The 18,101-nt window shown below is 38.9% G+C and carries 15 protein-coding genes; 9 read left to right on the forward strand and 6 right to left on the reverse strand.

Annotated features, from left to right (window positions below; translation table 11 throughout):
- Nucleotides 1–34: 34 nt before the first annotated feature.
- Nucleotides 35–838: a sce7726 family protein gene (locus tag RM539_RS10560; protein ID WP_311503368.1), complete on the reverse strand. Its 804-nt coding sequence runs from the start codon at nucleotides 836–838 to the stop codon at nucleotides 35–37.
- Nucleotides 839–1,165: 327 nt separating this feature from the next.
- Nucleotides 1,166–1,399: a transcriptional regulator gene (locus RM539_RS10565; protein ID WP_311503369.1), complete on the reverse strand. Its 234-nt coding sequence runs from the start codon at nucleotides 1,397–1,399 to the stop codon at nucleotides 1,166–1,168.
- A gap of 670 nt (nucleotides 1,400–2,069) precedes the next feature.
- Here RM539_RS10565 and RM539_RS10570 point away from each other — a divergent pair.
- From RM539_RS10570 to RM539_RS10580, 3 genes are read left to right on the forward strand one after another with little or no spacing between them, the layout of a single operon-like run.
- Nucleotides 2,070–5,078 (forward strand): SusC/RagA family TonB-linked outer membrane protein, encoded by a 3,009-nt coding sequence (locus tag RM539_RS10570; RefSeq protein WP_311503370.1) that lies wholly within the window; start codon nucleotides 2,070–2,072, stop codon nucleotides 5,076–5,078.
- 10 nt (nucleotides 5,079–5,088) lie between these two features.
- Complete coding sequence (locus tag RM539_RS10575; RefSeq protein WP_311503371.1) at nucleotides 5,089–6,480, forward strand: RagB/SusD family nutrient uptake outer membrane protein; 1,392 nt, start codon at nucleotides 5,089–5,091, stop codon at nucleotides 6,478–6,480.
- Nucleotides 6,481–6,492: 12 nt separating this feature from the next.
- Nucleotides 6,493–9,366, forward strand: coding sequence for a M16 family metallopeptidase (locus tag RM539_RS10580; protein WP_311503372.1), 2,874 nt, complete (start codon nucleotides 6,493–6,495; stop codon nucleotides 9,364–9,366).
- Between the two features lie 50 nt (nucleotides 9,367–9,416).
- Here RM539_RS10580 and RM539_RS10585 read toward each other — a convergent pair whose 3' ends face one another.
- The 4 genes from RM539_RS10585 to RM539_RS10600 all read right to left on the reverse strand — a co-directional run bounded on the left by RM539_RS10585 (nucleotide 9,417) and on the right by RM539_RS10600 (nucleotide 11,663).
- Complete coding sequence (locus RM539_RS10585) at nucleotides 9,417–9,686, reverse strand: DUF6520 family protein (RefSeq protein WP_311503373.1); 270 nt, start codon at nucleotides 9,684–9,686, stop codon at nucleotides 9,417–9,419.
- A gap of 94 nt (nucleotides 9,687–9,780) precedes the next feature.
- Entirely contained in the window at nucleotides 9,781–10,236 is a 456-nt protein-coding gene (locus RM539_RS10590) for a MauE/DoxX family redox-associated membrane protein (RefSeq protein WP_311503374.1), read from the reverse strand.
- 120 nt (nucleotides 10,237–10,356) lie between these two features.
- Complete coding sequence (locus RM539_RS10595; RefSeq protein WP_311503375.1) at nucleotides 10,357–11,235, reverse strand: AraC family transcriptional regulator; 879 nt, start codon at nucleotides 11,233–11,235, stop codon at nucleotides 10,357–10,359.
- Between the two features lie 59 nt (nucleotides 11,236–11,294).
- Nucleotides 11,295–11,663, reverse strand: a complete 369-nt coding sequence (locus RM539_RS10600; RefSeq protein WP_311503376.1) for a DUF7793 family protein — start codon at nucleotides 11,661–11,663, stop codon at nucleotides 11,295–11,297.
- A 212-nt stretch (nucleotides 11,664–11,875) separates the two neighbouring features.
- Here RM539_RS10600 and RM539_RS10605 point away from each other — a divergent pair, with 212 nt between their 5' ends.
- The 6 genes from RM539_RS10605 to RM539_RS10630 all read left to right on the forward strand — a co-directional run bounded on the left by RM539_RS10605 (nucleotide 11,876) and on the right by RM539_RS10630 (nucleotide 18,051).
- Nucleotides 11,876–14,284: an aminotransferase class I/II-fold pyridoxal phosphate-dependent enzyme gene (locus RM539_RS10605; protein ID WP_311503377.1), complete on the forward strand. Its 2,409-nt coding sequence runs from the start codon at nucleotides 11,876–11,878 to the stop codon at nucleotides 14,282–14,284.
- Nucleotides 14,285–14,614: 330 nt separating this feature from the next.
- Nucleotides 14,615–15,862 carry a hypothetical protein gene (locus tag RM539_RS10610; protein ID WP_311503378.1) on the forward strand — a complete coding sequence of 416 codons (1,248 nt, stop codon included), beginning with the start codon at nucleotides 14,615–14,617 and terminating at the stop codon, nucleotides 15,860–15,862.
- A 12-nt stretch (nucleotides 15,863–15,874) separates the two neighbouring features.
- On the forward strand, nucleotides 15,875–16,402 hold the full coding sequence (locus RM539_RS10615) for a hypothetical protein (RefSeq protein WP_311503379.1): 528 nt from the start codon (nucleotides 15,875–15,877) through the stop codon (nucleotides 16,400–16,402).
- A 216-nt stretch (nucleotides 16,403–16,618) separates the two neighbouring features.
- Nucleotides 16,619–17,119, forward strand: a complete 501-nt coding sequence (locus RM539_RS10620) for a hypothetical protein (RefSeq protein WP_311503380.1) — start codon at nucleotides 16,619–16,621, stop codon at nucleotides 17,117–17,119.
- 206 nt (nucleotides 17,120–17,325) lie between these two features.
- Entirely contained in the window at nucleotides 17,326–17,598 is a 273-nt protein-coding gene (locus tag RM539_RS10625) for a DUF4134 domain-containing protein (protein WP_349254718.1), read from the forward strand.
- Nucleotides 17,599–17,610: 12 nt separating this feature from the next.
- Nucleotides 17,611–18,051: a hypothetical protein gene (locus RM539_RS10630; RefSeq protein ID WP_311503381.1), complete on the forward strand. Its 441-nt coding sequence runs from the start codon at nucleotides 17,611–17,613 to the stop codon at nucleotides 18,049–18,051.
- Nucleotides 18,052–18,101: the final 50 nt, after the last annotated feature.

Below are 18,101 nucleotides of genomic sequence, written 5' to 3' on the forward strand. Positions count from 1 at the left end.
GCCTTCAGCTAAAAATTGATGATAATCAATTAAACTAACACTTGTAAACGGAACTTGGATCTATGTTTTGTTTAAAGAAAAATTGAAAATCAATAGGAAATATTTTACTCCGGTTATTCACAAGAAAATTCCATTTTGTATTGTATCTAGTTTTTAATATCGATTTAAATGCTTTATTTATTTCCTCATTGTCATATTTTTCAATAATCAACTTAGGTTTATCACAATTAAAATATAGCCTCATTTCCTTCTTAGTTAGTAGGCTGAGTTGAAATTTTGTATCGATTTTATTGCTTAAACTCGCTTTTCTGACTTCATTATATTTGTTTTTTTCGTACACCCATAGTCCAATATTTTCCGGAATCATCGCTAACGCATTGTCTAGATGAATTTTATCAATAACTAAGTAATTGAATTCAAACGCTTTTTGATAATCATTTAGCTGTTTGTTTAATTTATATAGGTTGTCTAATCTAGATTTAATTTCAAAACTGGTAGACACACCATTTATGGCAAGGAAATCTAGCCTGCTACTATTCACGTTTATTTCAAATGCTGCGGTTACTCGTTTAAGAGATTTGAATTTCTCAACTAATTTGTATTTATGTATATTTTCCCCGGAGTAATTATTCATTAGGAGGTTATTTATTATCCGGTGCAAGTCGAATTTAGAATGTCCATGAAAGTTCTTTTTTGGATATGCTTTTTCTAAATGCGACAATAGAGTTATTGGGTAATCAAGTGTATTATAGTCTTTTGCAATGCGTTTAACAATATCAATATCCAAGTTATCTTGTTTTATATTCATTATAATAAATCCACTCTTTTCATATTTCACAAATTAACTTTTAAATAATTAATAATTCAAATTAATTCTATGTCCACTATCTCTCTTACAAAATTACACACAACTCGTTCTACCCCATCTAAAATAACCATTTAATTTAAAGAATACCGGGATAAACCCAGTTTCCCTAAATATAAAACATTAAAATAATAGAAAAATACGGCAAACCGTAAAGAAAAGAGTTGTGAGCAAAGTTAGAGGATAAGCATTCAGTTGGAACTATAGACTTTTCAATTTGAAGTTGAGGTATACCATAATTACTTCTACAAGTAACAATTAGACCAGTTAGTTAAGCTTATTTGTTTCGAAATTGAATAATTATTTCCCCAATTTCTTGAAAAAATTATGAAGGCTAATTCCTTGACCATCACAAATTTTTTCGAGAGTTTCCACCGGAATACGATATTCTGCTTTTCCTCTAATTTTTCTTATGATTCCTTCTTCCACGTTACATTTATCAGCGAAAGAACGTTGCGATCGTTTCTGATCAAGCCATGGCTTTATCCACTCCCTATTTATAAAATCACAAATAATAAAATTTATACCAGCCATATAACAAAAGAAGAGGAACTTTGAAAAATAATTGCGCACGATCGTACGCACTTAAAAATTTTTATATATATTTGAGTGATATTATATTTGCGTTTACTTCTAAAAAATATAGAAGCATACGCTTTGAATCTCGTATAGGAAAACTGGCGTTTTAATATTACCACGGGATGATAAGTGATCATGCTCACGCTCATAAAACGGCGTGGGCTCACTTATTTGTGGTAAAGGTACCGCCAGTACCTCCTATACAATAAGTTGAGTTCCACGTCTATTTTTTAGTTCGAACTACGTCGTTTCTCTTCATAATTTTCAAGGTGATTTTCTACAATTTTTTAAGTTCCGCAACACCAAAATAATTGTTTTGGTTATCTAAAAGTATGTCTAATCTTAGGCTTGTTGCGGGACAGGCCAAAATTTTTACAATCCCGTGGGTGCTGTAATGCCCTACATTTTTTTACAGCTTGGGTTGGGAAAAGCCCCTTAAGGGCTTGGGATCATTAGTAATATTGCAGTTTCGGCTATAGGGAACCGGAATGCCACTATTCCTTCATAGAGGGTAAAGGGGCTATTTGAATTAAGCTAAAAGCCTTCCCTTACTAAAGATTGGCGTCTGGAGGGGAAGGCCTAAGCTTAAATAAAACAATGTTTCATTCAAAACACACGTAAAATTATGAAAAATAATTACTCGCGCCTTAAATGGGTGGCGCTAATTATTCTTGGCGGGATACTCTTCTTCCTGTCAAAGGCTGCCAATGCAGCACCTACTACTCCCCTATTTCAGCAACAACAGGAAGTCTCGGGAATAGTAACCGATACAAACGGCCTTCCTATCCCGGGCGTGAGCATAATAGTAAAGAATACAACACGAGGGGTAGTCACCAACCTGGACGGGGAATATTCCATTCCGGCAGCGCCAGGCGACACACTCGTCTTTTCTTACCTCGGCTTTAAACCCGTTGAAATCGTACTGCAACAGCAACAGCAGGTAAACGTGGAAATGGAAGAGGATATCTCCGCTTTGGGGGAAGTGGAGATCAATGCAGGGTACTACAACACCACCGAAAGGGAGCGTACGGGAAGTATCGCCAGGGTAACCAGCGAAGACATTGAGTTGCAACCCATTGTAAACCCAATTCAAGCGTTGCAAGGAAGAATGGCGGGGGTGGAAATAACCCAAAGAGGTGGGGCGCCAGGTATGGCTCCAAAAATCCGTATCCGGGGACAAAACAGTTTACGGGATACCCAGAACGACAATGGAAACCTACCACTATACATCATAGATGGGGTCCCAATCAATTCTGCACCCATACCCAGTTACACGGTGGATATTTCCAATACAGGTATAGATCCACTTAACACCATTGGATTATCCAATATTGCAAGTATCGAGATTTTAAAAGATGCCGATGCAACGGCAATTTATGGTTCCAGGGGTGCTAATGGAGTGGTACTTATCACCACTAAAAGAGGATACGCAAAAAAAACAGCAGTAAGTGCACGATATTATTCTGGAATGGGACAGGCTTCCCGAAAAATGGATTTGCTAAACACGCAGGAGTATATAAGCATAAGGGAACAAGCTTTCGAAAATGATGGAGTAGAACCAATTGTATCCAATGCTTTTGATTTACTGGTATGGGACCGGGATAGGTACACTGACTGGCAAAAAGATTTTTTTGGTGGGACAGCAGAAATTCAAAATGCACAACTTTCAGTCAGTGGTGGAAATAAGAACACCTCCCTGAGGTTGGGAAGTGGCTATCACAAGGAAGGAACGGTTTATCCAGGCGATTTGGATTACCAAAAAGTGACCACCTCCCTACAAGTAAACCACACCTCGGACAACGGGAAGTTCAATATGGATATTTCCCTAAATTATGGTGCTGATACCAATAACTTCCTCCATTCCTTAAATTCCTCACTGGTTTCCACAGCAGTTAACCTCCCCCCCAATGCGCCTTCTATCTACAATGAAGATGGCACCTTAAATTGGGAAGATTGGGAGGCTGGAAACAGGACCAATCCTCTTGCTGGCTTATATAATACAAGTACCACTAAATCGGAGAATTTATTGGCCAATGCGGGTTTGTTCTATGAATTAATGAAAGGTTTGAGGCTTAGGGCCAACCTGGGCTATACCAACTATAATAGTGACGAACTTCTAAAAATGCCCAAACGATCGTACAACCCAGAAAATTGGGGATCGGTCTCCGCCCGCTCCATCAATTCAATTGTAGGCCGAAAATCCTGGCTTGCAGAACCACAACTGATTTTTAACAAGCAGTTTGGCCAAAATGAATTGGACGTTCTTATTGGGGCTACTTTTCAGCAAAACAGTGATTCCCGCATCACCATGAGTGGTTATGGGTATAGTGCCGAAGCCCAAATTGGGAATTTAATGGTGGCCGAAGATGTCATTGTAAATACAGACCGTACCATCGATTATAGGTACAACGCATTGTTTGCCAGAATAGGATATAATTGGGAAAAGAAGCTGTTTTTAAACCTGACCGCTCGTCGTGATGGATCTTCGAGATTTGGATCGAACAAACGGTTTGCAAATTTTGGGGCTGTAGGTGCCGCATGGATATTTTCTGAAGAAAACTTTATAAGTGACAACTTGACCTTTCTAAGTTTTGGAAAGCTTCGAGGTAGTTTTGGTACAACAGGTAACGACCAGATTGGTGATTATGGGTACCTCGACGCCTACGAGTCGACACAGGCGCCGGGAGGGCTCATTCCAATACAACTCACCAATCCAAATTATTCCTGGGAAGAAAACAGGAAAATAGAAGCGGCAATTTCTTTGGGGTTCTTTGAGGATAAATTGAACACAGAAGTTAGTTGGTACCGGAACCGTTCTTCCAATCAGCTGGTTGGTTTTCCACTACCATCAACAACAGGCTTTAACACTATTTTGGCCAATCTCCCCGCCACAGTACAAAATACGGGTTGGGAATTCGTTTTTACAAGCCGGAATATTTCCACCAGGGATTTTAATTGGAGAACTTCATTCAACATTAGCTTCCCCCGGAACAAGCTCTTGGAATTTCCCGATATTGAGCAAACCGCTTATGCGAACATCTACCGCATTGGGGAACCTTTGAACATTAACCTCTTGTACCGCTACATAGGCATTGATCCTGAAACTGGTTTGTACAGTGTTGCGGATATCAACAATGATGGAAGTTTTGATTATCAAGATCGCACCGTGGTACGTAACAATGGGCGCAACTACTTTGGAGGAATTGACAACACTTTCATCTACAAAAATTTTTCAGCACAATTCCTATGGGAATTTGTAAAGCAAAAAGGGCGAAGTGCCTTTTTTCAAACGGGCAATGTTGGCAATATTGTTAACCAACTACAAGGTGTGGCCGACTCCAATAACCTACAGGTCCCTTCCCAAACCACCTTGGCAGGCAGACAGTATACACTGGCTTCCAATAGTAGCCTCACAACCACTGATGCTTCCTTTTTAAGGCTAAAAACCTTTTCTGTAGCCTATAATTTCCCCCAGGTTTTCACCCAAAGAATAGGATCAACCAATGGAAGGATTTTTCTGAACGGGCAGAACTTGCTCACTTTCACCCCATACAAGGGATTGGATCCACAAGACATAGGCACCTACCTGCCAGTATTGCGAACAGTAACCACTGGTATTGAATTAACTTTTTAAAATGAAAATTATGAAAATATCGATAAACATAAAGAGGCTCTTATTTTTAATGGGCACCTGTTTGTTAGCTTCCTGCGAAAGTTTTTTGGAGGTTGATGTTCCTGATGATAAAATGGTCACAGAAACGGTTTTTGCTTCTGATGAAACTGCTGAAAGTGCAATGCAGGGTATATACTACCAACTCTTCAATGCCACTTTTTCAGGGGGGACCACCAGCAGCATTTCTGTATTAGGTGGTCTATCTGCCGATCTACTGCAACCAGTGACCAGCAATAATGCTTTTTTGGTTGAGTTTTCTGAAAATGAAATCTTTACAGAAAATACCGGGGTCCTGGCGATTTGGAGAAGTACCTATAACATTGTTTACCTAGCCAACAACCTCCTGGAGGGTATAGAAAACTCAACAGGAATATCTGAGCCTGTTAGGGATAGACTTGAGGGGGAAGCCCTTTTTATAAGGGCCTTTTGCCATTTCTACCTGGTCAACCTTTATGGAGATGTCCCATTGGTCCTTTCTACCGACTATGACAAAAATTCCCTTATACCCCGTACTGAAACCTCCCAAGTTTATGAACAAATCATTCTTGATTTGGAACGGGCAAGGGAGGTATTGGATGAAGATTATATCAATAATGAACGTTACTATGTGAACCGATATGCTGCCACTGCCCTACTGGCACGGGTGAATCTATACCAGGAAAACTGGAACCAGGCCGAAGAATTGAGTTCCGAAGTTATTGATGCTTCTTCCCTATATAGCCTGCCATCCTTAAATGAAGTTTTTCTCGCCAATAGCTCTGAGGCAATCTGGCAAATCTCCCCAGCAGGGCGGGGAAACATATTGACATCAACCAATGAAGGCTATACGTTTATAGGCAGCTCTTCCACTTCCATTAAACTCAATCCCGAATTTGTTTCCACACTGGACAGCTCAGACTTAAGATCAACCAGTTGGATTGGCCATTTCTCTAACGAAAACTATGAATATGATTTTGTCCATAAATACAAAGATCGGTCCAGCATCAACAATATTACCGAGTATGCCACGGTTTTACGGCTTGGTGAACAATACTTAATAAGGGCGGAAGCACGTGCAAATTTGGGCAACATTTCAGGAGCCATTGATGATATAAGCAAAATAAGGGAAAGGGCTGGTATAGATTCAACATCTGATATAGATCCAAATCTAAACCTTTCAGAAATCATGGACCTAGTAATGAAGGAGCGTGCAAAAGAACTCTTTGCTGAATGGGGCCATCGATGGCTGGACCTTAAGCGTCTTGAAAATGCAACTGAAGTATTAGGTGAGACTCCAACTTGGCAAGAGACGGATGTGCTTTATCCTATTCCCGCAGAAGAAAGAAGCAAGAACCCTAATCTAGGCCAGAACCCCGGCTATTAAATATTGTCCCAGATGATCTATAACAAAATGCAAAATATGGTTTCAATCCCGTTGGTTGTTTTATGCTCCATAAACCTACTGTTGGGGCAGAACAACAAAATGGAAAACAGGAATTTGAATACGCTCGAAAACCACTTGCAATATGGAAAATTTGCCAATGGATTTTCCTACTATATCAAACAAAGTGGAGATAACAGCGGAAAAATCCATCTGAATTTACTGGTTAAGGTAGGAAGCCTCCAAGAAGATGAAAATCAAATGGATATTGCCCATGCAGTAGAGCATTTGGTTTCGGAAGGCAGTACAAATTTCCCAAGGGGTATTAAACAGGATTATGAAAAATTTGCCGGTAAGGGTGTGGCGTACAAAATATTCAATATAGGTTTGGACAAAACAGAATATCAATTGATCGTTCCTACAGGTAATGGGGAGGCTTTCAATGCAGCAATGCTATTCTACAAAGATATCCTTTCTGGTATAACCTTGAGCGAGACCGATATCAATTCTGAAAGAGGGGTTTTGCGACAGGAATTTATTTCCCAGACCGATCAAAACCTTGAGACAATAATGTTACAGTCCAGTTTACGGAGCCAACTGTTTCCTTGTAGAAATGATTTCAGCACCTTTTTTAGGCATAACAAAGATTTTCCCATAGAGGAAGTCAGGAAATTCTATAGAGATTGGTATCGCCCTGATCTCATGACTTTGATAGTGACCGGGGATATAGTTGATCCATTAAAACTTCAGAATACCATAACGAAAACTTTTTCAAATGTGCCTAACAAGCCAAATCCGCGCCCCATTAAAAATTGTGATTCACTTTACTTTACACAACCGGACCAATACGTGGTTATTGAGCGAAATAGTGATTCGATAAAACAACAGAAGCCAATTCGAACTGAAATACAATTATTTTTCCGTGACCCTAAAATGGCAAAAATGCCTTCGCCTTTTGGTAGGGCAAAACGAAAACTTATATGGGAGGCCATGACCCGAACATTAAATGATCGCTTTAAGGAACAATCAAACGAGTACCTAAACACCTTTGATATATTGTCCAGGTACTCTTACAAAAGTCATCCACCAGCTCTAAAACTGGAATTGAATTCCGATCCTGGGGAAGAAACTTTAGGGCTAAAACGGATGATGTACATTTTGAACCAGATGAAGGAATTCGGTTTAAAGCCAGAAGAATGGGCATTGGTTAAAAATGAACTGCTTTCAGGTTTACAAGGATTGAATTTCAAGGATTCATCCTTTTTGCTAAACCAGATTAGGGACTTTGAAATTTACTCAGAAGGTATGGGTGAAGAAGAAATTGAAAAACAAATCTATTGGTTATCCCATTTATCCTTGCCGGAACTTAACCGTTCGATTAAAAATATGATCCACCTTTCCCCAAATGACATTGGTATTATAACATCCCAAAATAGTGGGATCTCTAAATTTTCTGAACAGCAGTTCAGGAACGAGATTCAGAAAGTCCATAAGAGACCATTGCAGGAATATACCCCGCTTGAAACCCCAAATGTTTTGATGAACGAAAATACTAAAAAAGCATTGGAACCAGCCAATTATAAAACAATTGGTGTAGGGGCTTACGGGGAGAAAATTTTAGAGCTACAAAACGGTGTAAGGATTATTTTGATGAACTATACCCCAACATCTGGATTCAACCAGGAAAAGATCGTACTGCACGGATTCAGGAACCAAGGAGCTTCCTCTTTTCCAGAAGAGGATTATTTTTCTTCGATCAATGCACCCAAAATAGTAAAAAATTCCGGGGTTGGTAAATTTGACAAATTCCAGTTAAACCGTTTCCTTAAAAATAACAGTTTTTGGCAGGGGGTGCAGCCATATATTGAGTATGAAGAAACGGGAATAAAAGGTAGTGCAGACCCTCAAGATTTCGAAGGGTTGTTGCAGTTGATCTATTTGTTTATTACCCAACCACGGCAAGATCCTTTAGCTTTTAAAGACTGGAAGAAAAATGAAGAAGCATTCATTGAAAATCCGCCAAGTGACAAGGTCTACGCCTATTTGACCGACGCAATTGCGGAACTCCTGGATGACAAAGCAACAACTTTAAATGGAGCTAGAGCATTAAAAGGAATAGACAACACAAGAATGGATACTGCCTATAGAATATTCGATAGCCTTTATGGAAATGCCGATAGGTTCAGTTTTATTATAACCGGCGCATTTCAGGAGGAAAAAATAATATCCCTGGTCTCGAAATATTTAGGGAATTTGCCTTCAAACCGTCGTAGCTTACCGAAGCCGACCAGTACCGATTACAGTAAAATTCCTAAGGGCCCTATTTTTAAGGAATTCCATTCCCCCTTTCCCCAAACAAGTGACCGATATACCACCAAATTCATAATTAAGGAGAAAGGTGTTTATGATTGGCAAGAAGAAATCAAAGTCCAGTTATTGGGGATGATCACCAACCATAAAATACAGTTTTTAAGATATGAAAATAAACTCTCGGTCTATCAAAAAGGGGCTATGGGAATATTTGAAGACAAATTGGATCGTATGGAAGTTGGGGTTACCATAGCTTGTCAACAATCCGACTTTAAAGCTATTAGGGAAGCATGCAACCAAATTTATGTAGAAATAAAGAGAGGTGATTTTGAAAAAGCAATATTCGAGGATTCCAAAAGCAATTTAGCGAATTATTACCGTGAGGCTTATATGGAACGAAATGACCAAATGAACAACAAGCTATATGAGGTATATCGATACAATAGAATTTTACCAGATTCAAACCAGGCTTTAGATTATATTGCTACACTATCTAAAGAAGATATTACTGACCTGGCAAAAATTTATTTTCAGGAAAACAATAGGTATGAATTTGTATGGAGAGCAAATAATCAATAACAAAAAGGGAATACCGGGATATCCGGGTATTCCCTTACAACAAGTCCGATTTATGGATTAATTAAAATCGCTTCGGTCGCACCTCCGGTCCTCATGGTTTCCAGATCCGATTCAAAAACCGGATATTCCTGGCCATTCTGTGAAAATTTAACTTCACAGTTGAGTTCTCCGTCACCACAATCAACAGTAACAGGTTGCCATGCATCATTTCTGAAAATGTAACCCGTTGATTGATCTTCAACCACATCCGCTGATGTGAATGCCATACCGATTGCACAAATAAAAGCCATCATCGGTAACATTAATTTTCTAGTTTTCATAATATACATTTTTATGAATTCAAATTTTGCCTACTTTCTTTTACAGGTGTTCAGCTCACATTCCTGTCTTCATCGCGATAAAATTTATAATAGTTCATGTCTTCCTTTTGGCCAGATGGTATCCAAGAAATGACAGGAGGAGGCTCACTAAATTAAAAACCAAATGTTGCTTCCAAGACAGAAGTGCCAATAATCCTCCACAAGTACAGGGTTCATTAGGAGCAATCATTACAATATAGCCTGTATAAATCGTAAAAGCTGTTAGAAGAAGGATGGCACCTATCCATCCCACCAATCTGGTCTTTGAATATCCCAACATTGCGGCAATAATTATTTCTGTAATGGGTATCAATAGGGATAAGAAAGAAGCCAAAAACCCATTAAGGAAAAGTGGCGCATTGCTCAAGGTTGTATATAGAGATTGAGTATCTGTGAGTTTACTGAACCCCGTAAATACGAATAGGAAAATAAAGTAGAAGGCAAGTATGTTCAAAACAGTATTGGCTGCTGGAAATTTTAATCCTTGACCATATTTTAGCTCCTTTTCCATATCCTTAATTTTCACCGGACAACATGCCCAATAATTACATTTCCGATGGAATAAAGTTCTATTTTTCAAACCTTGACTTCTTGACTTTAAAGAATTTAGATTTGATCCTGAAGCTTTTTTTTATGAATTCCTGGCCTTCAACGGATTAATTCCATAAACTTTTTTAAAAGCCCTGGTGAAATGTGCAGCACTTTTAAAACCACATTCGCCAGCAATTATATTCAGGTGGGTATTTGAATTCTTCATTAACGTATAGGCTTTTTCCAATCGTTTGCGCCGGTGGTAAGTATAAATGGTGTCCCCATAGGCACGTTTGAATATGGTTTTGATTTTGCTCACACTGCAACCAACGTCCCTACCAATTTCACGGATTTTTGGCAGGCTTGTATCAAGCCTTTCCATGACGTACTGGTGCAGATCTTTGACTATTTCCCGTTGGTCGTGCAAAAGCAAACTTCGGTATTCACTCGGGTATTTCGCTGCCCTGGTCTTCTGACCACTAAGGTAATTGGTAAGTCTTTCGTTTTCATAAACAGCCTTGAAAACCGATAAGGTATAGGTTTTTATGCCACCAGAAACCAACTGGTGCAAATAGCCGTAGCCAGACCACAAATAGCCGTTGCGGTGCCTGAATTCGACTTTTAAACGAACATTCTTTTCTATACTGTGTTTCAATAATTTGTAAAGGTCGTCTGGCAGCTTTGTTTCCTCGCTAACCAGTAATTTTACAGGCTTGTTCAATAAATCCGCTGCGGAATATCCAAGGATTTCCGCTACATTGTCAGAATAGGAAATGATATGGAAATTACAATCTAGGTTGAAGATTACATTTTCAATCACCTCCTTGCTTTTTTCCAAATTGATTTGATGGACAGCGGTATCAACCTCCTCTACCATTGTATTTAGGGAAAGTACTATTTGTTCAAGTTCATCTTTCTGGTTTCTTAGAGGAAGTGTGTATGTATAGTTCCCTAAAGTAATTTCTGTAATGAAATTCAAGATTTCTTGTACGCGTATTTTTTGAATAGGAGTAAACATAATGATAAAACATAAAGAGGTTATTTATAGTCATTTAAAAATGCCAGAGCCTCAGAAATGGTAGAAAATCCCTTGGTGGGCACTGATGGATTGCTAATATTTATATAAGCTTTCAACAACGTACCTGTATATGCATCTTCCATTACTATGGCCACAGCCAAGGCTTTAAAACAGCCTTTTTCGGCCAAATATTCCCTCGCCGCTTTACTGGCAGTCTTCAACATCCTCACATCGCACAGGATAGGATAGGAAACCCCGTTTTGAAAACGGAGCCTCGCTTTTACCACTGCTTTGGCTGCATCTAGATCGAGTACGGTATTAGGTTTATAAACAAAGTTTAGAATACCCTCTTCAATCCAGAAGTGCGCATACTTGTCACCTTTAATCATTTGGGGCCTATTTATAACCTAATTTAATAAAATAATAATAACGATTTCTTAATAAGATTTCCGTTGGTGGATGGAATAAAGCAAACAGGGCGGTACTTCATTTGGAAAAATTGACTTTAAAGAACAAGAATTGACTTAGCAGCCATTTTTTTACGGAAAATTCTGATTTCCAAATTCTTTTTTTAGTTTTCCTGTTCCTTAAATCAAAACCCATGGCAAAGATCAAACACAACAACATTTTGGATACTGTGGTCTCGGTAATGACCAATGCCAAAGAATCAGGGGCTATTCATTTATATGCGGAAGGAGATCGCTTTGATGGCCGGCAAATCCAAATCAAGGGTAAAAAGCTATTTCATTTTGGGACTACTGGCTACTTAGGGCTGGAACAGGACAACCGTTTAAAGCAAGGGGCCATCAAAGCCATTGAAGCATACGGAACAGAATTCCCCCTATCCAAATCTTATATCTCCCATCCCTTATATGAAGAGCTGGAATCCTTAATGACAGAAATATTTGGAAGCCCCATTGTCATCACCAAAAACAGTACCCTGGGACATATGGGTGTAATCCCATCCGTTGTAGATGATGGGGATGGCGTCATTTTGGACCACCAGGTGCACTGGAGTGTTCAAAGTGCTGTAAATCCGCTAAAACTGCGATCTGTACCAGTGGAAATGATTAGGCACAATAATTTGGGGATGCTGGAGGACAAGATCAAAAAATTACAATCCAGGTGCAAAAAGATCTGGTATATGGCAGATGGCATGTATTCTATGTTTGGTGACTACGCCCCTATTAATGAATTGATGTCACTTTGCAACAAATATCCCCAACTGCACATCTATTTTGATGATGTACATGGAATGAGTTGGAAAGGCAAAAACGGTAGCGGTTACGTTATGAGTATCTTGAAGGAACTGCCCGAAAGGGTAATATTGTTTGGTACCATGAGCAAAACTTTTGGTGCCAGTGGGGCCGTAATGGTTTGCAAGGATAAGAAGATCCAGCAAAGGGTCAAAAATTTTGGTGGACCGCTGACTTTTTCCGTTCAATTGGAACCAGCCTCAGTCGGTGCCGCCATGGCATCAGCAAAGATTCATCTAAGCGATGAAATTTATAAAATGCAAAATGAACTTGCTGATCGGATTTCCTTTTTCAACCATTGTTTGAAAAATACGGATTTACCTGTAATCGTTGATAATGATTCCCCGGTGTTCTACATAGGTGCTGGTATGCCAGAGACTGGATTCAATCTAGTAAACCGGCTTATCACTACGGGATTTTATGTCAACATAGGCTTTTTCCCCGCAGTCCCTGTAAAAAATACAGGTCTCAGAATTACAATTTCAAGGCACAATCAAAAAGAAGAAATCAAGGATCTAGTGGAAGCCCTGGCCAAAGAATTCCCAAAAGCATTGGAGGATACAAACACAAACCTTGAACGTGTGAATTTTGCTTTCGGGCGAAACAGCAGTGAATCGAGCCCTTCCAAGGCAACTAAATCCAATTTAAAAATAGAAACCTATAGTTCTATCGCAGAAATCGATCCTGAATTATGGAATTCAACTGTAGGGGGACACGGGTTATATGACTGGAATGGCCTTGAATCGCTAGAAAAAATCCTTGATTCCCATAATTCCCCAGAACATAACAACAAGTTTTTCTACTTTATCGTACGGGATGAAAATCGAAAATGTATCCTTGCCACATTTTTCTCTTATGGCTTATGGAAGGAAGATATGCTCGCCCCAAGATCTGTTTCCCTTGCTTTGGAAAAAACAAGACAGATCGAACCTTATTATCATACCAGCTATTGTTTGAATATGGGTTCGATGATGACAGAGGGGGACCACCTTTATTTGTGCCAGGAAAAAGAGAATTGGAAAGAAGCCTTTGACCTGTTATTGGAACAAGTAGAAATATTGGAAAAGAAACTGAAACCGCAGTATTTAATCCTCCGGGATTTCGATTCAGATAATGATGCGATCAAAACATTTCTCCACAATAAAGGTTTCATTCAGGTGTCCATGCCCCAATCAGCGATTTACGATAATTTCATTTGGAATGATCCTCAAGATTATGTTGGCACCCTTAGCAAACGTTCAAGAAAACATTTCAGAAATGATATTGAACCCTACTTCGAAAAATTGAAGGTTCGGATCAAAGATAAATTAACAGACAAAGAATTAAACCAGAGCTATGAACTCTATTTGCAGGTAAAAGAAAACAATTTGGGATTGAACACTTTTAGGTATCCCTTCCCCCTTTTCGAACATATGGTCGTCTCATCACAATGGGAGTTCATAATGATTTATTTAAAAGAAACTGAAAAGCCCTTAGTTGGTGTGATGTTCTGTTATAAAAATAGCAGCAATATTTATTCCCCTGCCATTATTGGAATGGATTACGAATTCTCAGGGGAATATAACATCTATAGACAGCTGTTGTACCAAACAATAATACGTGCCAAGGAATTGGGCAGCTCCAGGATTGATTTTGGCTTGACAGCTGGTTTTGAAAAGCGAAAAGTTGGTGCCATGGTTTTAGATAAGTGTGCCTATATCCAGGCACGTGATAATTTTGCCCTTGAGTCTTTAGATTGGTTGAGAAAAGATTAGCTCCGCTACCCCTGTTTATGTTTTGGCCCTAATTTCTTACCATTTAAAAATTCATATTGAAGATAGCACAACAACGGCATTATTTGTTTTCCTTAAATACGAAGGTGATGTTCGAGAAAGCAATGTCCATATTTAGCGAACAGTTTGAATGCAACGGTTCTGAAGGTTCCGATACAAGAATGCAGAACGCGGTATAAAACCTCTGCATTAAATTTTACCCTCAATTACTAATTCTATTACCAAACTCATCTTATAACCAGTTTTTAGTAAAAAGAGAACCTATTCACAATTTGATTAAAAACTAAGTTTTTCAATAGAAAGTATTATTTTATGCAATTAGCCCTTACTAAATCTAAAATAACATTGAAAAATGAAAACCTACCATATCCTCTGGAATGGCTAGATCTGTTGATTACAATTACATTTAATCCTCATAGAACAGATATAGCTTCGATTAATAATGACCAGCTAAATCATATTCTAAACCGTGTTCCAAAAGAAAACCTTCGTCTACAATCACTTATAAAAAGTCAGATTTTCTCCAGCAACAATGAAGAGGAAATTACACTACTGATTAAACAATACCACTCCTCTCTTATAGCACTCCTTGACCACACCCTGGAGAACCAAAATTCCTCCTCACAAAAAAGCAATTTAGAAAATGTATATAAAGTATTAATTTCAAACATTGATGAACTCCTCTCCTTTATTGAAACACGTTTTCCCCACCATCTCAGTCCAGAAGAACGGGTTCCAAAAACCTATCTTTCTGTAACCCAACAAAAACTTAAGAAAAAGTTGCAAAAATTGGAATCGATTAACAGTAATAGCTCTACGTCCAATCCGGCTTTTGAAATAGTTATGACCAGATTATACCATTTTTTAAATACCCCTTGTCTTCGATACCAAGTTACATTTAGGGATGTTTTCTATAAAAAAACACTTGTACGCGGACTTGAAAATATTGATTGGACCAAAGAACAAAAAGAGGCATATTCTCATCTTGACGAGTTATTGATCTATCTTAACTACAATAGTAAGGCTTACATAAACTTACTTACTAATCATCTTGCCGAAAAAATTAACGATTGTGATACCGCCCGTGAAAAAATGGACATGCTGCTCTACTATTACAAAGCTTTCAAACAACTACATCGAAAGCCCAAGGTTATTCTAAATCCTAATTACCATGACCTGGAAACCGTGCTAGGGAATTGGTTCACACAAGAGATTCTTTACCTAGAAAAGAAATTGCACCTATCAGTAGTCCCGCTCCAAAGCAAAAAGGAGAACCCGGTAGAAAAGCAATCAACTGCAAAGGAGAAGCAAAAAGTACTTTGCATGCTTTCCACCGACCAGATGGGACTTATATTTCGTGCTTCCGATGAACTACGGATATTGGTTGCAAAATCCATGAGCCAGGTATTTAAAACCATTGTTCCCCATTTATCAACCCCTTATAAAGAAGATTTATCATACGATGGCATGCGTAGCAAATCTTATGTGGCAGAAGAACGCGATAAACAATTAGCTATTGAAACCCTGGAGCGGATTATTAAAAAAATTAAGGAATATTAAAATCATTATACCATGAAAAAACTGTTTCTCATATTCATGATCATCCCTGTGATTGGATGCCAAACAAATCAGAAACCTGATAAGGATACTGTCCTTAAAATAATCCGTAAAGAACTGAACTATCCACGTACTATTGATTATGATATCTTTTGCAGTGATCCCGCTCATGCTAAAAAGCTACTGGATCTAAAGCTTGATACCGCAGGTATGGTTACTATTCAAAAAACACAAAAATTAAAAGATATCGGTTCACCTTTGATTACTTTTACCAAAGCAGCGCAGCCCTACCTGATAAAACCTACAGAAAAGGAAAAGAAAGTGGACATACAAAAAGTAAAGATTGCAGAAGAAACTGTAAGCCATATAGAACTTGGAAATAGCACTGAATCCAATGGTAAAAAATCCATCCCTGTGACTTATACTGTAACCAGTACCAATGTTACTCCCTTTTCTGTTTTAATGAAACGTGATTTTTCAAAACCGATTGCGCGCTCTGCTACACTCCATTTTTCAGACGGGAAATGGAAATTGATGAAATAATAAAAATCACCCCTCCATACCATCCATACAAAAGAGAACTTTCTAAGAAGGTTCTCTTTTTTTTTAAAAAATTTTCTTCCCCGAAGCACATTCATTTAATTGAGGTTCCAAAGGTTACAAAAAGGTTCCAACAAAAAGTTGGACTTGTAGCAGCCCACCTTCATCCGTTTCTTTGCTATCGAGATTAATGTAAACGACCCGACATTAAATGCCGAGTTGAATTGTAGAACGATAAAAGAGAGGCGTATGTTTACTCAGATTTCATGGACGGACTACCTATTGGCAGTCTCCATACTACTAATTATTTATTACTTATTTGTTGGGGTACGGTATTTTTCGAGTGACCTCAAAGACCTGTTGGCAGGAAAACGAAAACCCACCCTAAAAACATCTGGTTTTACGCAACATGAACCCTTGCAAAATGATGATTCAGAAAATATTTCGGTAACTACTGATGAGGAAGCGAATGACGAATTTACCGAAGTAGAACACCTGATCGAGAAAATGAAAACCGTGATTACCGATGCGCTTGATAAACAACTTGTCAAGGAAGAATTCAGGCAGTACCTGCGCCTTGTCTTAAAAGAATTTCCTTCGGTAAAAACATCCGCGCTCCGCCCTTCGGTCAATGAACTGATTGTATCGGAGTGTGAAAAACAAGGGATTGTTGCCTTCAATGAAGAGGAAGTAGATGAATTGTGGAGTGACAAAAGGTAGCAGTCCCGGCGGAACGTGTTTCCCTTCCCTACCCCGAGCGTATGGGCAATGTGTGGCAGAAAAGGATGGGGCATGAGGTAGCGAAAACGTTCCGCTTTTTATTAAAAACTTTTGATTTTAAACTTTAATACAAGTGAGTTATGAAAATGTGCAGCAAGAAAACAACAAGGTTTACCCGCAAAAGAGTTATTTCAATTTGTGCCGCTATGGCATTAATGGCCATCCATTATAGTGTTTTTGCACAGGATGGTATTGAAGGTATTAATGAAGCCAACATGAAAGTACGGAGCTATTTTGCCGCAGGCACCAACCTGATGTATGCCGTAGGTGCCTTAGTAGGTTTAATCGGCGCCGTAAAGGTTTATCAGAAATGGAACAATGGCGATCAGGACACCGGCAAGGTAGCCGCCGCCTGGTTTGGCAGTTGTATTTTCCTGGTGGTCGTGGCTACTGTGATCCAGTCGTTCTTCGGTATCTAAAATCCAGGAATTATGCAGACGCTATTAAAAGAAAAGTTGTGGGCGTTTATCGTCCACAACAATCCCGAATTGATGTTCAATCTACAGGAAGACTACTCTGTGACCACTTATTTGGATTCAAAAGTGATGGAGATCATGCCTTTGGCGGAACAGTTACTTTCTGAAAACAGACCCGGCTATGTTGTGGAGGAATTGTGTCTGGATCGGATGACCGAAGAACTTAAACCTTCCCGTTACCACTACCTCCTTTCAGTACTTGAAGAAGAATTCCCAGCCGATTATGAGCAATTACGGGAAAGCGGCACACTCACCTATGAAGTCGTCAACCTGATTGATTATTGCAAGGACATTTTTGACGGATATGGATTCAACGCAGAAAACGAAGACGATAGGCAGTTGCGATACGCTATTATCGGACAGGTACAGGAATACAGCTACTTACTGACAAAATAGAGCTAGTCATCAGGAAAAGAGGACGGCTTTACAGCCATAAAGGAATTGGG

Source organism: Autumnicola musiva (genome assembly GCF_031846585.1).
In the GTDB taxonomy this organism is placed as follows: domain Bacteria; phylum Bacteroidota; class Bacteroidia; order Flavobacteriales; family Flavobacteriaceae; genus Autumnicola; species Autumnicola musiva.

Coding starts and splice junctions, on each gene's coding strand:
- RM539_RS10565 (WP_311503369.1), bottom strand. CDS start 1,399: ATGGCTGGTATAAATTTTATTATTTGTGATTTTATAAATAGGGAGTGG.
- RM539_RS10570 (WP_311503370.1), top strand. CDS start 2,070: ATGAAAAATAATTACTCGCGCCTTAAATGGGTGGCGCTAATTATTCTT.
- RM539_RS10575 (WP_311503371.1), top strand. CDS start 5,089: ATGAAAATATCGATAAACATAAAGAGGCTCTTATTTTTAATGGGCACC.
- RM539_RS10580 (WP_311503372.1), top strand. CDS start 6,493: ATGATCTATAACAAAATGCAAAATATGGTTTCAATCCCGTTGGTTGTT.
- RM539_RS10585 (WP_311503373.1), bottom strand. CDS start 9,686: ATGAAAACTAGAAAATTAATGTTACCGATGATGGCTTTTATTTGTGCA.
- RM539_RS10590 (WP_311503374.1), bottom strand. CDS start 10,236: ATGGAAAAGGAGCTAAAATATGGTCAAGGATTAAAATTTCCAGCAGCC.
- RM539_RS10600 (WP_311503376.1), bottom strand. CDS start 11,663: ATGATTAAAGGTGACAAGTATGCGCACTTCTGGATTGAAGAGGGTATT.
- RM539_RS10605 (WP_311503377.1), top strand. CDS start 11,876: ATGGCAAAGATCAAACACAACAACATTTTGGATACTGTGGTCTCGGTA.
- RM539_RS10610 (WP_311503378.1), top strand. CDS start 14,615: ATGCAATTAGCCCTTACTAAATCTAAAATAACATTGAAAAATGAAAAC.
- RM539_RS10615 (WP_311503379.1), top strand. CDS start 15,875: ATGAAAAAACTGTTTCTCATATTCATGATCATCCCTGTGATTGGATGC.
- RM539_RS10625 (WP_349254718.1), top strand. CDS start 17,326: ATGGCATTAATGGCCATCCATTATAGTGTTTTTGCACAGGATGGTATT.
- RM539_RS10630 (WP_311503381.1), top strand. CDS start 17,611: ATGCAGACGCTATTAAAAGAAAAGTTGTGGGCGTTTATCGTCCACAAC.